Genomic DNA, 19,210 nt, shown 5'->3' with positions numbered 1-19,210 from the left:
GGATGCTCACGCCCCAATCAAATTAACCACCTTCACATTCCGCGTATCCGGCACTTCCGCATAAGACAGCACCTTCAGCTGCGGCAAGCTCCGGCGCAGGAACCGCGCAAGCATCGTGCGCAGAGAATGCTGCACCAGCAGCACCGGCGGCAATCCCAGATTCTGCTGACGCATGATCGCGTTCTGCGTCGAGTTCATCAGCGTCTGCGCGAGTCCCGGCTCCAGTCCCGGATTCGGCCCCGTCGATAGCGCCTGCGACAGCACGCGCTCCAGCGTCGGATCGAGGCCCATCACCTGCAGATCGTCGGCGCCCGGATACCACTGTTGCGTGATCGCGCGGCCCAGCGCCAGGCGCACCGCCGACGTGAGTTCGTACGGATCCGAGATGCGCGGCGCGTGTTCCTGCAGCGCGTCGAGAATGGTGCGCATGTCGCGAATCGGCACGCTTTCGTCGAGCAGGTTTTGCAGCACCTTCTGCAGCGTCGTGAGCGAAAGCGTCTTCGGCACGAGGTCTTCCGTGAGCGACGGCGTGTCCTTGCCGATACGCTCCAGAAGCGCCTGCACTTCCTGTCGGCCAAGCAGTTCCGCTGCATGCGTCACGACGAGGTGATTCAGGTGCGTCGCGACCACCGTGCTCGCATCCACCACCGTGTAGCCGTACACCTGCGCCTGTTCGCGCATGTTCGTCTCGATCCACACCGCCGGCAAGCCGAACGCCGGATCGGTCGTTTGCGTACCCGGCAGCGCCGCCGACACCTGACCCGGATTGATCGCGAGCCATTGGCCGGGGAACGCCTCGCCCACGCCGACTTCCACGCCCTTGAGCGCAATGCGATAGCCGTTCGGCCGCAATTCCAGGTTGTCGCGAATATGGATGACCGGCGGCAAGAAGCCGATCTCCTGCGCGAACTTCTTGCGAATGCCCTTGATGCGCTTGAGCAGTTCGCCGTCCGCGTTGCGATCCACGAGCGGAATCAGGCGGTAGCCCACTTCGAGCCCGAGCGGATCGATGAGCGCCACGTCTTCCCAGCTCGCCTCCGCGTTCTCGGCCGACGCCGCCGCCGCCGATGCGATCGGCGTGACATCCGTGACCGCGCTCGTCTTCTTGTTCGCAGCGCGCTTGTTCATCGTGCGCGCGGCGTAAATCAGCCCGCCGCCCAGCAGCATGAACGCGAAGTGCGGCATGCCCGGAATCAGTCCCATCACGCCGATGATCACGCCGGTAATCATCAACACGCGCGGGTTCTGGAACAACTGGCCGGTCAGCTGCGTGCCGATGTCCTCTTCGGTCGCGACGCGCGAGACGATCACGCCTGCCGCCGTCGAGATGATGAGCGACGGAATCTGCGCGACGAGGCCATCGCCGATGGTAAGCAGCGTGTAGTTGGTCGCCGCGTGCCCGAAGTCCATGTCGTGCTGAAGCATGCCGACGATCAGGCCGCCCACCACGTTGATGACCATGATGAGCAGGCCCGCGATGGCGTCGCCGCGCACGAACTTCGACGCGCCGTCCATCGAGCCGTAGAACTCGGCTTCCTGCGCGACGCTCTGGCGGCGCTTCTTCGCCATGTCCTCGTTGATGAGACCGGCGTTCAGGTCGGCGTCGATCGCCATCTGCTTGCCGGGCATCGCGTCGAGCGTGAAGCGCGCGCCGACTTCCGCGATACGTCCCGCGCCCTTCGTGATGACCATGAAGTTGATGATCATCAGGATCACGAACACGACAATACCGACCGCGAAGTTCCCGCCGACGAGAAAGTGCCCGAACGACTCGATCACCTGTCCCGCCGCGTCCGGGCCGGTGTGGCCTTGCAACAGCACGATACGCGTCGACGCCACGTTCAGCGACAGCCGCAGCAGCGTGGAGAACAAGAGCACGCTCGGGAACGCCGCGAAGTCGAGCGGCTTTTGCGTGTACATGCTGACGAGCAGCACCATCACCGACAGCGCAATGTTGAAGGTGAACAGCAGATCCAGCAGAAACGCCGGCAACGGCAGAATCATCATGCCGAGAATCATGCAGATCAGGATCGGGCCGGCGAGCGCCCGAATGTTCTGCGTGCCCAGCGCGTCGGGGCGTTTGGCGAAAAATCCTGCGCGCGCGTTCATGCTGCGGCTCCCTTGTCAGTGTTACCGTCGTTCAGGGCTTCGGCAGCTTCCTGATCGGCGTCGGCGTCGGAAACGCCGCCTTTGTCCAGTTCCTTCGGAACTTCGAGATCGGTGGGATCGTCCGGCTTGATGCCGCCGTCTTCCTTGTAGCGCTTCAACTGGTAGACCCACGCGAGCACTTGCGCGACCGCGCCGTACAGCGCGCCCGGAATCTCGCGGTTGATCTCCACGTTGTGATACAGCGCCCGCGCGAGCGGCGGCGCTTCGAGCAGCGGCACGTTGTTCTCGCGGCCCAGCTCGCGAATGCGCGCGGCCACCAGATTCACGCCCTTCGCGACGACGCGCGGCGCGCGCATCTCGCCGTCCGTGTACTTCAGCGCGACGGCGAAGTGCGTCGGGTTCGTCACGATCACGTCGGCGGTCGGAATGGCCTGCATCATGCGGCGGCGGGCGGCCGCGCGCTGCTGCGAGCGGATGCGGCCCTTCACGTGCGGATCGCCTTCGCTTTCCTTGTGCTCGCGCTTCACTTCTTCCTTGCTCATCCGCAGCTTCTTTGCGTACGACCACATCTGATACGGCACGTCGACGGCGGCGACGAGAAACAGTCCGCCGATGGCCATGCCGCAGCACACGACGATAAGGTGCATGGCGTCGGCGAGCGCGATTCCGAGCGGCTTCGTGAGCAGTCCGAGCACTTCGGCCTTGCGGCTCCAGATTTCCCAGCCCGCCACGCCGCCGACGATGAGCGTCTTAAGAATGGACATGCCGAGCTGGATCGGGCCTTGAATCGAAAAGATCTTGCCGAGTCCGCTGATCGGATTGAGGCGTCCGAAGTTCGGCGCGAGCGGCTTGGTGGTGATGAGCCAGCCGCCGAGCGCCATCGGCGCGGCGAGCGCAGCGAACGCGGTCATCGCGAGCACGGGCAGCACGGCGAGCATGCCTTCCTTGCTGGCGTTGGCCGCGCCGATCATCGTCTGGCGCGTGTCCAGCACCACGTCGTGATTGAACGTGAAGGCGGTGCGCAGAATCGACTGCAAGTGTCCGCTGATGGACCCGGACAGCGCCAGCACGCCGAAAAATCCCGCCGCCAGCAGCGCGAACGACGCGAATTCCCGCGAGCGCGCAACCTGGCCTTCCTCCCGCGCCTTTTCCAGGCGCTTGGGAGTGGCTGATTCGGTTTTTTCGAGATCGCTTTCTTCTGCCACTGCGTGCTCCGCTTCGTGCTTCGTTGCCCACGGCATGAAGCCGCTTTCTGATGCAAACGATTATTGCGGAAGGCGTCGAGTGGCTATCGGGGGATTAAGTCGGGGAAAGGGGGGTTAATCGACGGATAAACAAAACGGCGCACGACCTCGTGCAAGGCCGCGCGCCGCGTTGAGACGAATCGGCAAGACGATCAAACGCCCGGCACGCGCCCGTCCGGGCCGTAGAACCCGGCCTTCGACGGCGCGACCTGCAAGGCGGCGAGCGCCTTGCGGTTGTATTCCATGCGTGTGCGGATCAGCACGCCGTTGTTGTTGTTGCCCTGTTTCGCGCGCCGGGCGGCGGCGCAGAGCAGCTTCCATTGCTCGGCGATGCGCACATCGCCTTCGGCGGCGGCTTCCATGCCGGCGAATCCGCCCGGAAAACCGAGCGCGTTCAAATGCGCGTCGCGCTCTTTTTCGAGCCCGCTGATGCGCTCGGTCAGCGCCGTCTTCTGGCCGATGATCTCCGGCAGCGCGGCCAGCGGCTGCGCGGCGATCAGGGCTTTTTCCTCGTGCGCGAGGAGGGCTTCGAAGGCCTGAACGGCGGCGACTTCTTCGGTGACAGTGGCAAGCAGGGCGTCTCTCATTGCAGCTCGCTAAAAACGCGGTTCATAAAGGCCGCCCGGCTCGTGTCCACTTCGCGCGCCGGGACGTGCCCGGGCCGTTGCGTTCAGCCGCCGGTCGGCGGGGTTCTCGTTTGCAGCAGGTCGCGCGCGGTGCTCAAAATGCCGTCGGCGATCTTGCTGGTGTCCATCTTCAGGCTGCCGTCGCGAATCGCGGCCTTGATCGATTCGACTTTCGCCGTATCGATGTCCGAGCCGTTCGACGCGCGCAGGTCCGACGACAAGCTCGACAGGCTGACCGTCGACTGGCCGGCGCTGGCGCCGTTCGCTTGCGCGGTCGGCGCGGCAGTCTTCGCATCGCCTTGCGATGCACGTTGCAGCCCGTCTTGCAGGCCGCTCAAAGAGGTGTTGCTATTCGATTCGATTTTCACGATGTCCATTCCCGAACGTGTTGAGTCCTTTATCGGCGGTGGCTTTGAAAAACTTTACCCTGCCGGGGGAAGCGCAACCTGATCGGTGCCTGGTCATCTGCCGCTCTGCCTTGTCCCACAAGGCTTTGCCGGCTTTGCAACAAATTGCAACAGAACGTCTGCTGCCGCACACAAGTCCGCTTACATGCGAACTTCCACCGTCTGACTATCCTTCACGATGCCGGTGATGATCTGTCCGCCGGCCGTCTTCACGCGGACCTGCTGGCCGGGCGCGGCGTTGTTCATGGCGCTGCCATCGGCGGAAATCGAGAAGCCGCTGCCGTCGGCGACCACATGGACCGTCTGGCCGATCGCCACGGAACTCGCGGCGCGCAGCATGTCGGTGCGCAGCGGCAAGCCAGCCGGCACGCGCGACAACGCCACCGCGCCGACGGCCTGCGACGGATCGGTGACGACGGCTTGGGGCATCGCCGTGAGATCGCCGTCGCGGGCGACGAGATCGGCGCTCGCGAGCACTTCGCCCGGCGCGATGGCGCGCGCGGCGGTGTAATACGTCGCGTTGATGGAGACGCGCGCCTGCACGTACAGCGTCCACGGCCGCTCGCCGACGCAGCGCACGCCCACGGTCACGCGGCCCCAGAGACGCGCGCCGGTCGGCATGAACGGATCGAGCGCGGAGCAGGGCGCGAGGCCGCGCGGGAAGACCGGCGTCACGGTGATATCCACCTTGCCGGGCAAGCCCGCCGCCTGCTGCTGAAGGAACGTGAGCGCGGCGACGCGGATGGATTCGCCGTCCTGCGCCGTGGCGGCGGCTGACGGCGTTTGCGCGGCTGCCGTGGCCGGCGAGAAACTCACGCGTTTCATCGGCGAGGCGGCGGCAGCGGCGGCTGAATAATTGGCGGAGCGAACCGGCGATGCAGCGGCGGCCGCGATCGGGCGTGCGCCAGCCGCGCCGGGCGTCGCGTCGTCGCGCATGACGACGACTGGCATCACGTCGCGCGATGCGATCTGCCTTGCGCTAGCCGCTGACGCATCGCCGCGCGAGACGGCGACGGGCGCTTTCGCCGGCGTCGCCGTAGCGGGCTTCGCTTCGCCCGGCCCCGGAACGACGATCATGCCGCCTGCGTCGTCCATGGCGTCGTCGGCGGCTTCGGCGTGCGCTTCCAGCGCGAGCGCGGCGTGGCGCATGGCGGCGTCGGCGGCGCTCGTCGCGGCGCGATAACCCGACGCCCGCGCCATGTCGGCCACAGGAGCGGGCGTCGGCGCGGGCGCGGCTGCGGCCACGGTTTTCGACGAGCCAAGACTCTTCGCCATTTCCGCGACGGCGGCGGGATTCGTTTCCGCGTTGCCCGGAATCGCGATCATGCCGTCGCTCTGCTGCGCGAATGCGCCCGCCGCGAAGCCGAGCAAGAGCGACGCGCCCGCCACGCCGCGCGCCGCTGCACGCGCGCCGCGCTTCATGGCGCTCGCACGCATCGCAACGTTCGACGACTGTCTGACGGACCTGCTCATCACTGCTCTCCTCGCCGCCGCGTAGCGAGCGACTGCGTATCTGAATGGATCGGGCCGCGCGCTGCGGCCACTGCGTGCGGTCGCGGCTCTGAAAACGCCGCTTCCCACTCTCGACGCAGATTCTAGATACGCCGGGCCGCGCTCAAGCCTCGAATAGAGGCCGCGTTTCCCGGTTATTCATCGGATTAGTTATTGCGCGGCGCTCCTAAGATGCGTGTCATGCAAAAACCCCCCGGCGATTGGGCGGGGCCAGGCGACAACCATCCCGGATGGGACCGGAGAAGAAACGAATGCTAGACAGACTCGACAAGGAACTCGCGTTCGGCCGTGAGGCGCTCGATGTGCGCGCTTACCGGCAGGAACTGCTGTCGTCGAACATCGCGAACGCCGACACCCCCGGCTACAAGGCGCGCGATGTCGATTTCTCGACCGCGCTCGCCGGGGCGCTGAAGAAGGACGGCGCGTCCGCCACCGCCTCGAACACGGCGACGCTAAGGATGGCGCAGCCGGTTTCGGTGAGCGCGAGCGGGTCGCTCGCCGTAACCGCGAAGGGCCACATGTCCGGCGCCTCGACGCTCACCGCGTCCGGCGGCTCGACCGACGACTACGGCCGCCTTGCGTATCGCGTGCCGAGCCAGCCTTCGCTCGACGGCAACACCGTCGATCTCGACGCCGAACGCGTGCAGTTCGCGGACAACGCGCTGCATTTCGAAGCCGGAATGACCGTGATGACCTCGCAGATCAAGTCGATGTTGTCCGCCATCACGTCCAACAGTTAAGAAAGCCATGCCTTCATTGATGAACATTTTCAGCGTCGCCGGTTCGGCGATGTCTGCTCAGGCGCAGCGCCTGAACGTGACCGCGTCGAATCTCGCGAACGCGGACAGCACGACCGGCCCCGACGGCCAGCCGTACAAGGCGAAGCAGGTCGTTTTCGCGGTCGATCCGCTCGGCGGCGCGAAAAGCGGCTCCGGCCAGCAAGTCGGCGGCGTGCAGGTGACGGGCGTGATCGACGATCCCAGCCCGATGAAAACGAGCTACGACCCGAGCAACCCGGCGGCCAACGCGGACGGCTATGTGACGCTGCCGAACGTCGATCCGGTGCAGGAAATGGTCAATATGATTTCCGCGTCGCGTTCCTACCAGGCGAACGTCGAGACGCTCAATACCGCCAAGCAATTGATGCTCAAGACTCTGACCATCGGAACCTGAGGAATCCAACCGTGACGACGAACACCACCATCGGCAGCAACGGCACCACGGTGTCGCAGACGCTGCTGGACACCATGAACGGCGCGAAGAGCGCGTCCAGCTCTTCGAGCAGCACCAGCAGCACGGGCGGCACGTCCGCTTCGGATCTGCAGAACACGTTCCTCACGCTGCTCGTGACGCAGTTGAAGAATCAGGACCCGACGAATCCCGCCGACAGCTCGCAGATGACTTCGCAGCTCGCGCAGATCAACACGGTGACGGGCATCGGTCAGCTGAACACGTCGCTCAGTTCGCTCGCGACGCAGCTTTCCGCGGGCCAGTCCACGCAGGCCGCCATGCTGATCGGCTCGAACGTGCTCGCGCCGGGAAGCAGCATGACGGTGTCGAGCGGCGCGTCGTCGACGTTCGGCGTGCAGCTCGCCAACGACGTGAGCGATCTGCAGATCGTCGTGAAGGACAAGTCCGGCAACATCGTCAACACGCTGGATCTCGGCGCGCAAGGCTCGGGCGTCGTGCCGGTATCGGGCTGGACGCCGGTCGACTCGAAGGGCGCCACGCTCGCCGACGGCACCTACACGATCACCGCGCAAGGCACGATCAACGGCCAGCAGGCGACCGCGACGACGCTGTCGGCCTCGCAGGTGCAGAGCGTCGTGCAAATGACGGGCGGCACGCCGGGCCTGAAGCTGTCCAACGGTTCGACGGTCGGGCTGTCGAGCGTCGCATCGATTCTTTGATTCCACTTTCCTTTGACGCCGGGATGCGCCCGGCGAAGAGATAAACCATGAGCTACCAACAAGCACTGAGCGGCCTCGGCGCCGCGTCGAGCGACCTCGACGTCATCGGCAACAACATCGCGAACTCGAACACCGTCGGCTTCAAGCAGGGCGCCGCGCAATTCGCGGACATGTACGCCAGTTCCATGGCGACGGCCGTGTCGAACCAGATCGGCATCGGCACGCGCCTCGCGGAAGTCCAGCAGCAGTTCTCGCAAGGCACGATCACGACGACCAATCAGGCGCTCGACGTCGCGATCAACGGCAACGGCTTCTACCAGCTGTCGAACAACGGCGCGACCGTGTATTCGCGCAACGGCGTCTTCCATCTGGACGACAGCGGCAAAATCGTCAACTCGGCGGGCCTGCAACTGATGGGCTACGCGGCCGATTCGGGCGGCGTCGTCAGCAGCGCGAGCACGGTGCCGCTCACCGTGCCGACCGCGAACATCGCCCCGACGGCGACCAAGACGATCACCGCTGCGTTCAACCTGAACTCGCAGGACACGGACCACGCGGCGAGCAGCTTCGATCCGACCAACGGCAACACGTACAACGCGTCGACTTCGGTGGACGTGTACGACACGCTCGGCGGCACGCAGAAGGTGTCCGTGTACTTCACGAAGACCGGCACCGGCTCGTGGGAAGCGTTCGCGGGCTACGGCGATCCGGTCTCGCAGAAGACCGACCTCGGCGCGGTGACGTTCGATTCGTCGGGCAACCTGACGAGCGGCTCGAAGTTCACGTTCACCATTCCGAACGGCGCGGACCCCTCCGGCGCGACGACGCAATCGTTGACGCTCGATCTCTCCGGCACCACGCAGTACGGCGCGAAGAGCGGCCTCACGAACCTGCATCAGGACGGCAACAGCACGGGCGAACTGACGGGCTTCACCGTCGGCACCGACGGCATGCTGACCGGCAATTACTCGAACGGCGAAACGAAGGCGCTCGGGCAAATCGCGGTCGCGAACTTCAACAACCAGAACGGCCTGCAGAACCTCGGCGGCAACGTGTACGCGCAAACGGCCGCTTCGGGCGCGCCGCAAGTGGGCGCGCCGGGCTCGACGAACCACGGCACGCTGCAAGGCGGCGCGGTGGAAAACTCCAACGTCGATCTGACGAGCGAGCTCGTGAATCTGATCACCGCGCAGCGCAACTATCAGGCGAACGCGCAGACGATCAAGACGCAGCAGACCGTCGACCAGACGCTGATCAATCTGTAATCACCGTCCGCAAGCAATAGACGCATCAGGAAAGAAGGAAGCGATTCATGGACCGTCTGATCTACACCGCGATGACCGGCGCAAGCCAGTCGCTGGAACAGCAAGCCGTCGTGGCGAACAACCTGGCGAACGCATCGACCACGGGTTTCAAGGCGCAACTCGCGGCGTTCCGTCAGGTGCCGATGTCGTTCGAGAACCAGTCCGCCGACGGCACGACGCGCACTTTCGTGCTCTCGTCGACGCCGACGGCGGATTACTCGGCCGGCCCGATCCAGCAGACTGGCAATCCGCTCGACGTCGCCGTGCAAGGGCCCGGCTGGCTCTCCGTGCAGACGGCGGACGGCGGCGAGGCATACACCCGCGCCGGCAATCTGCACGTGGACCAGAACGGCCAGCTCGTCACCGCGAACAACCTTCCGGTGCTCGGCAACGGCGGCCCGCTCTCGGTGCCGCCGGGCGCTGAAGTGACCATCGGCAAGGACGGCACGGTGTCCGCGCTGATTCCGGGCGATCCGCCGACCGCGATTGCGACGGTGGATCAACTGAAGCTCGTCAATCCGGACCCGTCGACGCTCTCGCGCGGCGACGACGGTCTTTATCGCACCGCGTCGGGCGACCCAGCCGATGCGGACCCGAACGTGGTCGTGGCCGGCGGCGCGCTCGAAGGCAGCAACGTGAACCCGGTCTCCGCGATGGTCTCGATGATCACCAACGCGCGCCAGTTCCAGATGCAGACGAAGCTCATGGAATCGGCGGACCAGAACGAACAATCGGCCAACAAGCTGCTCAACTTCTCCTAAGCGGCCTGCAAGACACTCAGGACAACACAGACATGAATCGCTCTCTCTATATCGCCGCGACCGGCATGAATGCGCAGCAGGCGCAGATGGACGTTATCTCGAACAACCTCGCCAACGTGAGCACCAACGGCTTCAAGGGCTCGCGCGCAGTGTTCGAAGACCTGCTGTACCAGACCACGCGCCAGCCGGGCGCGAACTCCACGCAGCAAACCGAACTCGCCTCGGGCGTGCAGCTCGGCACGGGCGTCCAGCAAGTCGCAACGGAACGCCTCTACACGCAGGGCAACCTGCAACAGACCGGCAACTCGAAGGACGTGGCCATCAACGGCCAGGGTTTCTTTCAGGTGACGATGCCCGACGGCACCACGGCATACACGCGCGACGGCTCGTTCCAGACCAACGCGCAAGGCCAGCTCGTCACGTCGAGCGGCTATCAGCTGAACCCGGCCATCACCATTCCGAGCAACGCGACGTCGATCACCATCGGCTCGGACGGCACCGTGTCCATCACGCAGCCGAACTCGACGGCCGCGACGAACGTCGGCTCCGTTCAGCTCGCAACGTTCATCAACCCGGCCGGTCTGGAAGCGCGCGGCGAGAACCTGTTCTCCGAGACGGGCAGCTCCGGCGCGCCGAACGTGTCGCAGCCGGGCCTGAACGGCGCGGGCACGCTGCAACAGGGCTATGTGGAAGCGTCGAACGTGAACGTGGTGCAGGAACTGGTCAACATGATCCAGACGCAACGCGCCTACGAAATCAACAGCAAGGCCGTGACCACGTCCGACCAGATGTTGCAAACGCTTTCTCAGATGCAGGTTTAACCCTCTTTTCAACGGATGAAAACGCAAGGGATGGCGTCACACTAACGCTTCATTCAGCTTCATACGAGTCACCAAGATGTCGCCCACTCAAATCTTCAAGCGTGCAGCGGTTGCCGCACTCGTCGCCGCGCTCGGCGCATGCGGCCTCGTGCCGAAGGAGCCGATCGTCCAGCAGCCGATGACCGCGCGTCCGCCGCAGCCGCCCAGCGGCGGGCGCTCGCCCGGCGCGATCTACAACGCGGGCTACGCGGGCCGGCCGCTTTTCGAAGACCAGCGTCCGCGCAATGTCGGCGACATCTTGACCATCGTGATCTCGGAAAACGTGAACGCGACGAAGTCGTCGGCGGCGAACACCAACCGCGGCGGCACCGGGTCGTTCTCGGTGCCGACGACGCCCGGCATCTTCGGCGGACTCTTCAACAACACTAACCTGTCCGCGAGCGGCGCGAACAAGTTCACGGCGGCGGGCGGCGCGAGCGCGGCGAACACGTTCAGCGGCACGCTCACCGTCACGGTCACCGAAGTGCTGCCCAACGGCAACCTGATGGTGAGCGGCGAAAAACAGATGCTCATCAACCAGGGCAACGAATTCGTGCGCTTCTCGGGCGTCGTCAATCCGACGACCATCTCGGGCAGCAACACCGTGTACTCCACGCAGATCGCCGACGCGAAGATCGAATATTCGGCGAAAGGCTATATCGACGAAGCGCAGAACATGGGCTGGCTGCAACGCTTCTTCCTCAACGTGGCGCCGTTCTGATCATGAATCCGCTTCTCCGTTTCGTTTCGTTCTCGCTCGCGGCCGCGCTCGTGGCCCTGACTTCCGCGCAGCACGCGCACGCCGAGCGCCTGAAAGACCTCGTCTCGTTCCAGGGCGTGCGCGACAACCCGCTGATCGGCTACGGCCTCGTCGTCGGTCTCGACGGCACCGGCGACCAGACCATGCAGACGCCGTTCACCACGCAGAGCTTGACGAACATGCTCGGCAACCTCGGCATCACGGTGAACTCGGCGACGACGCAGAACATGCAACTGAAGAACGTCGCCGCCGTGATGGTGACCGCGACGCTGCCGCCTTTCGCGCGTCCCGGCGAAGCGATCGACGTCACGGTGTCGTCGCTCGGCAATGCGAAGAGCCTGCGCGGCGGCACGCTGCTCATGTCGCCGCTCAAGGGCGCGGACGGCCAGGTCTATGCGATGGCGCAGGGCAACCTCGTCGTCGGCGGCGCGGGCGCGAGCGCGAACGGCAGCAAGGTGCAGGTGAACCAGCTCGCGGTGGGCCGCATTTCGGCGGGCGCCATCGTCGAGCGCGCGGTGCCGGCAGCGTTGCAGCAGCAAGGCGGCGTCATGCAGATGGAACTGCGCGAGATGGACTTCGACACGACGCAGCGCATCGTCGCGGCGGTGAACAACCAGTTCGGCATGGGCACGGCGCTCGCGCTCGACGGCCGCACCATTCAGCTGCGCGCGCCGCAAGACGCGAGCGAGCAGGTGCAGTTCATGGCGCAGTTGCAGAACATCGACGTGCGTCCGGCGCAGGCCGCCGCGAAGGTGATCCTGAACGCGCGCACCGGCTCCATCGTGATGAATCAGATGGTCACGCTGCAGAACTGCGCGGTCGCGCACGGCAATCTCTCGGTCGTCATCAACACGCAGACGGCGGTGAGCCAGCCGAACGCGCTTTCGAACGGCCAGACGGTGGCGGCCAAGCAGTCGCAGATTCAGCTGAAGCAGGACAGCGGCGCGCTCAAGATGCTTTCGGCCGGCGCGAATCTCGCCGATGTCGTGAAGGCGCTCAATGCGCTCGGCGCAACGCCCGCAGACCTGATCTCGATTCTCCAGTCGATGAAGGCGGCAGGCGCGCTGCGCGCCGACCTCGAAATCATCTAAGGAGCCCGGCACATGAACTCGAACCTGACGAGCGGCATCGCCAACTCCGCGCTGGCATCGACCGATGCGGGCGGCGGCCTCGCGAATCTCTCGAACCGCTTCGCGCTCGACACCCAGGGCTTCGACGCGCTGCGCGCCCAGGCGCAGGCCGATCCGCAGCAGGGCCTGAAGGCGGCCGCCAAGCAGTTCGACGCCGTCTTCACGCAGATGATGCTGAAGAGCATGCGCGACGCGACGCCGTCCGACAGCCCGTTCGACTCCAACGATTCGAAGTCCTTCACCGCGATGCTCGATCAGCAGTTGTCGCAGCAGATGTCCTCGAAGGGCATCGGCGTGGCGGACATGATGCTCAAGCAGCTGATGCGCAACGCGGGCGGCAAGACCGACGCGGGCGGCATGGGCGGCGGCGCCAACGCGATGAACGCGATGAACGCGATGAGCGGGCTCTCGGGCGGCGGCGGCGATATCGAATCGAACGCGGGCAACATCGCCGCGATGAACGCGATGGCGAAAGCCTACGCGGCGGCGCAGGCCAACAAGAACGGCGCGTCGCTATCGGAAGGCAAGGGCTATACGGCCGCAAGCGCGCTCGAACCGCCGGCGCGCGGCGTGGGCTCCGACAAGGTGAATGCGTTCGTCGAGCGGCTCGCTGCGCCGGCGCAGGCGGCGAGCGCGGCGACGGGCATTCCGGCGCGCTTCATCATCGGTCAGGCGGCGCTGGAATCGGGCTGGGGCAAGCGCGAGATCAAGCACGCGAACGGCGCGACGAGCCACAACATCTTCGGCGTGAAGGCGACGCCCGGCTGGACCGGCAAGACCGTCGATTCCCTCACGACCGAGTACGTCAACGGCCAGCCGAAGAAGGTCGTCGAGCGTTTTCGCGCCTACGATTCGTACGAAGATGCGCTCAACGACTACGCGAAAGTCATCAAGAACAATCCGCGCTATGCGCCGGTGATCGAGGCATCGCGCGACGTGGCGGGCTTCGCGCACGGCATGCAGAAGGCGGGCTACGCGACCGATCCGCATTACGCGAAGAAGCTGATTTCGATCATGCGGCAGATCGTCTGACGACGCGCCGACGTGGTGCATCGCCGATGGCGAGGGGACCACACGTGTCCAGCAAACGTTTTACGTCGGATGGGACGGCGCACCACATAAGAAAGTCGCGAGCGCCCCTAAACTTTCGAACAGGCATGCCGCTAACCCGAAGACGACAGTGCCGGATCAATGACGGTTCGGCGAGCCGCGTGGCGTGGGCTGCAGGCGATGCGCGGGCAAAATGGACACGGCTAGCACCATGAACAGTTATCAGAAGCAAGATATTGCCGAGGAAGACAGCGACCACAACGTGGATTTCGGACGCCGGAATCCGCTGGAAATCGGCGTGGCGCTGCGCAATCTCGCCAATCGCGGGGATTTCCTGACCGCACAGTACGGCGACGCGCAAATCGTCACACGACTCCTGGATGTCGATGTGACGTCGCACCGCTTCACCTTCGACTGGGGCGGCGTTGCGGAGCAGAACCGCGACGTGCTGCAAGCGCCGAAGCTGATCTTTCACGCAGCGCCGGAAGGCGTGCGCGTCGAGTTCACGACGGCCACGCCGCGCCAGACGACGTTCGACGGCCGTCCCGCTTTCGAGGCGGAGTTTCCGCCGGTGCTGTATTACATGCAACGCCGCGAATATTTCCGCGTGGAAGCGCCGGTGCTCGATCCGTACATTTGCAGCGGATCGCTGCCGGATGGCGAGCGGTTCCGTTTCGAGGTGCATGATTTGTCGCTGGGCGGCGTGGCGTTGCGCACGACCGACGAGCGCGTGGCCGACATGGAACTGGGCGTGGAAATTCAGGATGCCGAACTGCACTTTACCGCGACGGGCAAGGTGACGCTCGACATGAGGCTGGTGTCGCATCGCGAGTCGACTACGCTCAAGGGCGACCGGCGGTTTACGCTCGGCTTCAAGTTCACTTCGATGCCCGGGTCGGCGGAGAATACGCTGCAGCGGCTCATTACTCAGCTCGAGATGAAGCGGCGGGCTTTAGCACGGTAGGGGGTTGCGGTTTGCTTGGAACCGCACTTGGACCGCTTTTTTGCTCTTCTAGCTTTTTGCTGTCTCTCGGGGCGCGCGGTCTTCTCTTCGTGGAACTTGTATTCGCGTCGGTCTATTAGCGTTGCCCCTCCCCGGGGCGGGGGTCACTTTCTTTGCTGCTGCAAAGAAAGTAACCAAAGAAAGCAGCTTTTTCGCCCGCGGTTTTGAATGAGGGTGCACTCCGCAGAACGGCATTGGCACTCAGCTTGAATCAGCCCTGAATCACCCTCCACGCCCGCTGTCCGCCACGTCCTCCGAGCCCCTTGGCTCGACAAAACCAGTGGAACACTTCGCACCACTGAACGACAAATTCAACTAAACGTGTCTTAGACCTGCCGGGCCGCCCTGGGCTCGGCACGCCGACGCCCGACACCTGCCCGCGCGTCGGCGCTCATTGCGACTTCTCTACTCCAGTTGCGAGTCCATTGGCTTGGCTTGGCTTGGCTTGGCTTGGCTTGGCTTGGCTTGGCTTGGCTTGGCTTGGCTTGGCTTGGCTTGGCTTGGCACGAGATTATTTCTACGTGGAGCCGTTGTGTCTAGTTGGTTTTATCGAGCCAAGGGGCTCGGAGGACGTGGCGTTCAGTGGGCGCGGAGGGTGATTCAGGGTTGATTCAAGCTGAGTGCCAATGCTCTTCTGCGGAGTGACCACGCTCTCGCTGCTGCGGGCCAGAGAAAAGCTGCTTTCTTTGGTTACTTTCTTTGCAGCAGCAAAGAAAGTGACCCCCGCCCCGGGGAGGGGCAACGCTAATAGACCGACACGAATACAAGTTCCATGAACGAACGGAACAAAGAAACCGCCGCAGCAGCAAAAAAAACCGCAAGACCAAACCCGCGAATTAGCCCAAGAACGCCCCGTACATCGCCGCATACCCCCCGCAAACATAGAAGCAAAATGCAAGAACCCAAACAACGCCCGCCGCAGGCGACCCTCCAAAAGCGTCAGAAAGGAAACCATTAAATTTCCCCGGCGAACAGCCGATATAACGTGCAATCAAGCGGCAGCGCCAGAAAAGGATTCGTGCATGTCCAACAACATCATCAACATCGGCTTGTCGGGCCTGAATGCGGCCCAGTGGGGCCTCACGACGACCGGCCAGAACATCAGCAACGCCGCCACGCCCGGCTATACGCTGGAGAAGGTCGCGTATCAGGAAGCGTCCGGTCAAAGCACCGGCTCGGGCTATCTCGGCAATGGCGTGCAGACGGTCACCGTCACGCGACAGTACAGCCAGTACCTGACGACGCAAGTCAACAACACGCAGTCGGCGAGCAGCGCGGCGAACACGTATTACACGATGCTCTCGCAGCTCAACAACCTCGTCGGCGATCCGACGTCGGGCATCGCTGCGGGCATCAGCAACTACTTCTCCGGCTTGCAGTCGGTGGCCAACTCGCCGAGCAGCACCGCCTCGCGTCAGTCGCTCGTCAGCAGCGCGCAAACGCTCGCCGATCAGATGACCTCCGCCGGCGAGCAATACGACCAGCTGCGCCAGAGCGTCAACACGCAGCTGTCGAGCGCCGTCTCGTCGATCAATAACTACGCGCAGCAAATCGCCGATCTCAACAAGCAGATCAACGGCGCAAGCGCCTCGGGCCAGCAGCCGAACCAGTTGCTCGATCAACGCGATCAGGCCGTGGCGAACCTCAGCTCGATGATCGGCGTGCAAGTCGTGCAGCAGGACGGCAACTTCAACGTGTTCATCGGCAACGGGCAGCCGCTCGTCGTCGGCAATACGCAGTACGGGCTGCAGACCGTGACGTCGCCCTCCGATCCGAGCGAGCTGACCGTCGCGTTCAAGCGGACCGACGGCACGCCGCAGACCGCCGCGAACACGCAGTACATCGACAATTCCGCGCTGACGGGCGGCGTCGTAGGCGGCCTGATCGACTTCCGCACTCAGACGCTCGATCCCGCGCAGGCGCAACTCGGCGCCATCGCGACGAGCTTCGCCTCGCAACTGAATGGCCAGAACGCGCTCGGCCTGGACCTCAGCGGCAAGGCCGGCGGCGCGCTCTTTTCGACCGGCACGCCCAACGTCTATTCCGACGCGCGCAACAAGGGCAACGGCAACGTGGCCGTCTCGTTCGCCGACGCGTCGCAGCCTTCCACGGGCGACTACACCCTGACGTACAACGGTACGGACTACGAAGTGACGGACCCGGCGTCGGGCAAATCGCTCGGCAGCATTACGCCGCCCGCCAGCAGCGGCACGTTCGACGGCCTCAACATCACCGTGTCCGGCTCGATGCAGAAGGGCGACTCCTTCAGCATTCAGCCCACGCGCGGCGCGCTGGACAACTTCGCGCTGACGACGAAGAGCCCCACCGCGATCGCGGCGGCATCGCCGGCGGTGAGCTCGGCATCGACCTCGAACACGGGCACCGGCTCGATCACGTCAGCGACGGTGGCGGCGGGCTACAGCATGCCGTCGAACATCTCGCTCACGTACGACAAGGCCGCAGGCGGTTTCACGTCGAACGTCGATGTGACCGTGAACGGCACCGCGTACACCGCGAATTCGACGATTCCGTACGACGCTTCGAAGGGACTCACGATCACGTCCAACGGCGTGAGCGCGACATTGAGCGGCGTTCCCGCCGACAAGGACGTGTTCAACATCGCCGCGAACAAGGGCGGCACGAGCGACGGCAGCAACGCGCTCGCGATGGCGAACCTCGTCTCGGCGAAGTCGCTCAATGGCGGCACCGATACGCTCACGGGTTCGTACGCGAGCTACGTGAACGACATCGGCAACCAGGCCAATCAGCTCAAGGCGACGAGTTCGTCGCAGACGGCGCTGCTCAATCAGGCGACAGCGGCACAGCAGTCCGTGCAAGGCGTGAACCTGAACGAGGAAGCGGCCAACCTTATCCAGTATCAGCAGCTCTATCAGGCGAACAGCAAGGTGATTCAAACCGCGTCGTCGCTGTTCCAGACGCTGCTCGGCATCTTCAACTGAGGCAACTCGCGATGCGTATTTCCAGTTCCCAGTACTTCAATCTGAACGTCGCTTCCATGAGCGACCAGCAGAGCACGCTGGCGTCCATGTATCAGCAGATCTCGTCGGGCAAGCGCATCATGACCGCGTCCGACGACCCGCTCGGCGCGGCGCAGGCCGTGCAGCTCACGATGCAGGGCAACGCGCTCACGCAATACGGCACGAATCAGACGAAGGCGCTCTCCTCGCTGCAACAGGAAGACTCCACGCTGAGCGACGTGAGCGACGTGATGCAAAGCATCAAGACGAAGCTCGTGCAGGCCGGCGACGGCTCGCTGACGGACGCAAACCGCTCGGCCATCGCCAATGCGATTCAGGGCTATCGCGATCAGCTCATGAACATCGCGAACACCACGGACAGCGACGGCAATTACATCTTCTCGGGCCTCAAGGGCGGCACCCAGCCGTACACGAACAACCCGTCGGGTGTCGGCGCGACTTATTCGGGCGATGCCGGTCAGCGCACGGTGCAGATCAGCGCGGGACGGTCGATTGCGGTGGGCGATCCGGGCCAGTCGATTTTCGGCAGCGTGTCGCCGACGGAAAGCGCGCCTGTTTCGAGCGCGGCTGCCACGAATACGGGCACCGGCACGATCAGCGGCGTGAGCGTTTCCGACCCGAGCAATCCGAATAACGGCAGCACCTACACGATCCAGTTCGCCGTGGATGCCACCGCTGGCACGACGAGCTACACGGTCACGGCGGTGCCGGCGGATTCGTCGTTGCCGACGACACCGACCGCGTACACGGGCAGCGCGGACATCACGCTCGGCGGCCAGAAGGTGTCCGTTGCAGGAGCGCCCGGCAATGGCGACAGCTTCACGGTGCAGCCCGCGACCGCTGGCAACAACGACATCTTCGCGACACTCGACAACCTCGTGAGCGCGCTGAAGCAGCCGACCGGATCGGACAGCGCGCACGCCGCGCTGACCAATGCGCTGACGACCGCGGGCACGAAGATCACCAACACGTTCAACAACGTGCTGGCGGCGCAGACTGTGGTGGGCGGACGCGAGCAGCAGATTCAATCGACGCAGACGGCGATGCAGACGACGCAGACCCAGAACGCATCGGATCTGGCGAACCTGACGCAGATCGACCTGGTTTCGTCGATCAGCTCGTACGAGTTGACGCAGAACTCGCTTCAGGCGGCGCAGATGGCGTTCACGCAGATTCAGAAGATGTCGTTGTTCGATTATCTGGGCGGGTAAGCGCGGCGGTATCGATAGAAGCGGCAGGAGGTTGCGGGGCATGGCTCGGGAGAGCTTTGCCCCGTTGTTGTTTTCGGCGCCGCGCAACGACGAAGGCGTAGCGTCGTTGCTGACGGTCGGTATGCCGTCTCGACCGCCGCGAGTGAATATGCGTGTAGAACCGTCGATGAAGTGGGAGGAAAATGGAAGACGCTGTACCGGACGAATGAACGCGCCGGGTTTGTAGGGCATTCCTTGGGAGAGCGGTGCGCTGTTGCGGCCTCCGGCATGGCACGGCGACGATGGCGCAGCTTCGTTGCCGGCAGTCGGTATGCCGTGTCGACC

17 protein-coding genes are annotated in these 19,210 nt (G+C 64.4%); 12 read left to right on the top strand and 5 right to left on the bottom strand.

Annotated features, from left to right (window positions below; translation table 11 throughout):
- Positions 1-6 precede the first annotated feature (6 nt).
- From flhA to flgA, 5 genes are all read right to left on the bottom strand, one after another.
- Positions 7-2,109 (bottom strand): flagellar biosynthesis protein FlhA, encoded by a 2,103-nt coding sequence (gene flhA / locus NCR35_RS00635; RefSeq protein ID WP_244847497.1) that lies wholly within the window; start codon positions 2,107-2,109, stop codon positions 7-9.
- Positions 2,106-3,314: a flagellar biosynthesis protein FlhB gene (flhB, locus tag NCR35_RS00630; protein ID WP_244847496.1), complete on the bottom strand. Its 1,209-nt coding sequence runs from the start codon at positions 3,312-3,314 to the stop codon at positions 2,106-2,108. The genes flhA and flhB overlap by 4 nt, the downstream gene beginning before the upstream one ends.
- Positions 3,315-3,505: 191 nt before the next feature.
- A complete protein-coding gene (locus NCR35_RS00625) occupies positions 3,506-3,940 on the bottom strand; it encodes a flagella synthesis protein FlgN (RefSeq protein WP_250532608.1) in 435 nt (144 codons plus the stop codon).
- 83 nt (positions 3,941-4,023) lie between these two features.
- Entirely contained in the window at positions 4,024-4,347 is a 324-nt protein-coding gene (flgM, locus tag NCR35_RS00620; protein ID WP_250532988.1) for a flagellar biosynthesis anti-sigma factor FlgM, read from the bottom strand.
- Positions 4,348-4,527: 180 nt separating this feature from the next.
- Complete coding sequence (gene flgA, locus NCR35_RS00615; protein WP_250532607.1) at positions 4,528-5,859, bottom strand: flagellar basal body P-ring formation chaperone FlgA; 1,332 nt, start codon at positions 5,857-5,859, stop codon at positions 4,528-4,530.
- Between the two features lie 290 nt (positions 5,860-6,149).
- On the opposite strand from flgA, the gene flgB reads away from it, so the two are divergent.
- The 12 genes from flgB (at position 6,150) to flgL (ending at position 18,886) form a co-directional block, all read left to right on the top strand.
- Positions 6,150-6,638: a flagellar basal body rod protein FlgB gene (gene flgB, locus NCR35_RS00610; protein WP_244847493.1), complete on the top strand. Its 489-nt coding sequence runs from the start codon at positions 6,150-6,152 to the stop codon at positions 6,636-6,638.
- A 7-nt stretch (positions 6,639-6,645) separates the two neighbouring features.
- Positions 6,646-7,071, top strand: coding sequence for a flagellar basal body rod protein FlgC (gene flgC / locus NCR35_RS00605; RefSeq protein WP_035962196.1), 426 nt, complete (start codon positions 6,646-6,648; stop codon positions 7,069-7,071).
- 11 nt (positions 7,072-7,082) lie between these two features.
- On the top strand, positions 7,083-7,808 hold the full coding sequence (locus NCR35_RS00600; RefSeq protein ID WP_250532606.1) for a flagellar hook assembly protein FlgD: 726 nt from the start codon (positions 7,083-7,085) through the stop codon (positions 7,806-7,808).
- A gap of 47 nt (positions 7,809-7,855) precedes the next feature.
- A complete protein-coding gene (gene flgE / locus NCR35_RS00595; RefSeq protein WP_250532605.1) occupies positions 7,856-9,073 on the top strand; it encodes a flagellar hook protein FlgE in 1,218 nt (405 codons plus the stop codon).
- 47 nt (positions 9,074-9,120) lie between these two features.
- Entirely contained in the window at positions 9,121-9,873 is a 753-nt protein-coding gene (flgF, locus tag NCR35_RS00590; RefSeq protein WP_244847490.1) for a flagellar basal-body rod protein FlgF, read from the top strand.
- A gap of 32 nt (positions 9,874-9,905) precedes the next feature.
- Positions 9,906-10,694: a flagellar basal-body rod protein FlgG gene (flgG, locus tag NCR35_RS00585; RefSeq protein WP_244847489.1), complete on the top strand. Its 789-nt coding sequence runs from the start codon at positions 9,906-9,908 to the stop codon at positions 10,692-10,694.
- Between the two features lie 76 nt (positions 10,695-10,770).
- Positions 10,771-11,454 carry a flagellar basal body L-ring protein FlgH gene (locus NCR35_RS00580; protein WP_250532604.1) on the top strand — a complete coding sequence of 228 codons (684 nt, stop codon included), beginning with the start codon at positions 10,771-10,773 and terminating at the stop codon, positions 11,452-11,454.
- A gap of 2 nt (positions 11,455-11,456) precedes the next feature.
- Complete coding sequence (locus tag NCR35_RS00575) at positions 11,457-12,584, top strand: flagellar basal body P-ring protein FlgI (protein ID WP_175938557.1); 1,128 nt, start codon at positions 11,457-11,459, stop codon at positions 12,582-12,584.
- Between the two features lie 12 nt (positions 12,585-12,596).
- A complete protein-coding gene (flgJ, locus tag NCR35_RS00570) occupies positions 12,597-13,655 on the top strand; it encodes a flagellar assembly peptidoglycan hydrolase FlgJ (RefSeq protein WP_250532603.1) in 1,059 nt (352 codons plus the stop codon).
- A 229-nt stretch (positions 13,656-13,884) separates the two neighbouring features.
- Positions 13,885-14,637, top strand: a complete 753-nt coding sequence (locus NCR35_RS00565; protein ID WP_244847485.1) for a flagellar brake protein — start codon at positions 13,885-13,887, stop codon at positions 14,635-14,637.
- Between the two features lie 1,061 nt (positions 14,638-15,698).
- The gene (flgK, locus tag NCR35_RS00560) at positions 15,699-17,636 is read left to right on the top strand and encodes a flagellar hook-associated protein FlgK (protein WP_250532602.1); all 1,938 of its coding nucleotides are present in this window, start codon (positions 15,699-15,701) and stop codon (positions 17,634-17,636) included.
- Between the two features lie 11 nt (positions 17,637-17,647).
- Positions 17,648-18,886 carry a flagellar hook-associated protein FlgL gene (flgL, locus tag NCR35_RS00555; protein ID WP_250532599.1) on the top strand — a complete coding sequence of 413 codons (1,239 nt, stop codon included), beginning with the start codon at positions 17,648-17,650 and terminating at the stop codon, positions 18,884-18,886.
- Positions 18,887-19,210 lie beyond the last annotated feature (324 nt).

Source organism: Caballeronia sp. AZ10_KS36, from assembly GCF_023631105.1.
Lineage (GTDB): Bacteria > Pseudomonadota > Gammaproteobacteria > Burkholderiales > Burkholderiaceae > Caballeronia.
This window is presented reverse-complemented; position numbering and strand designations above follow the sequence as displayed.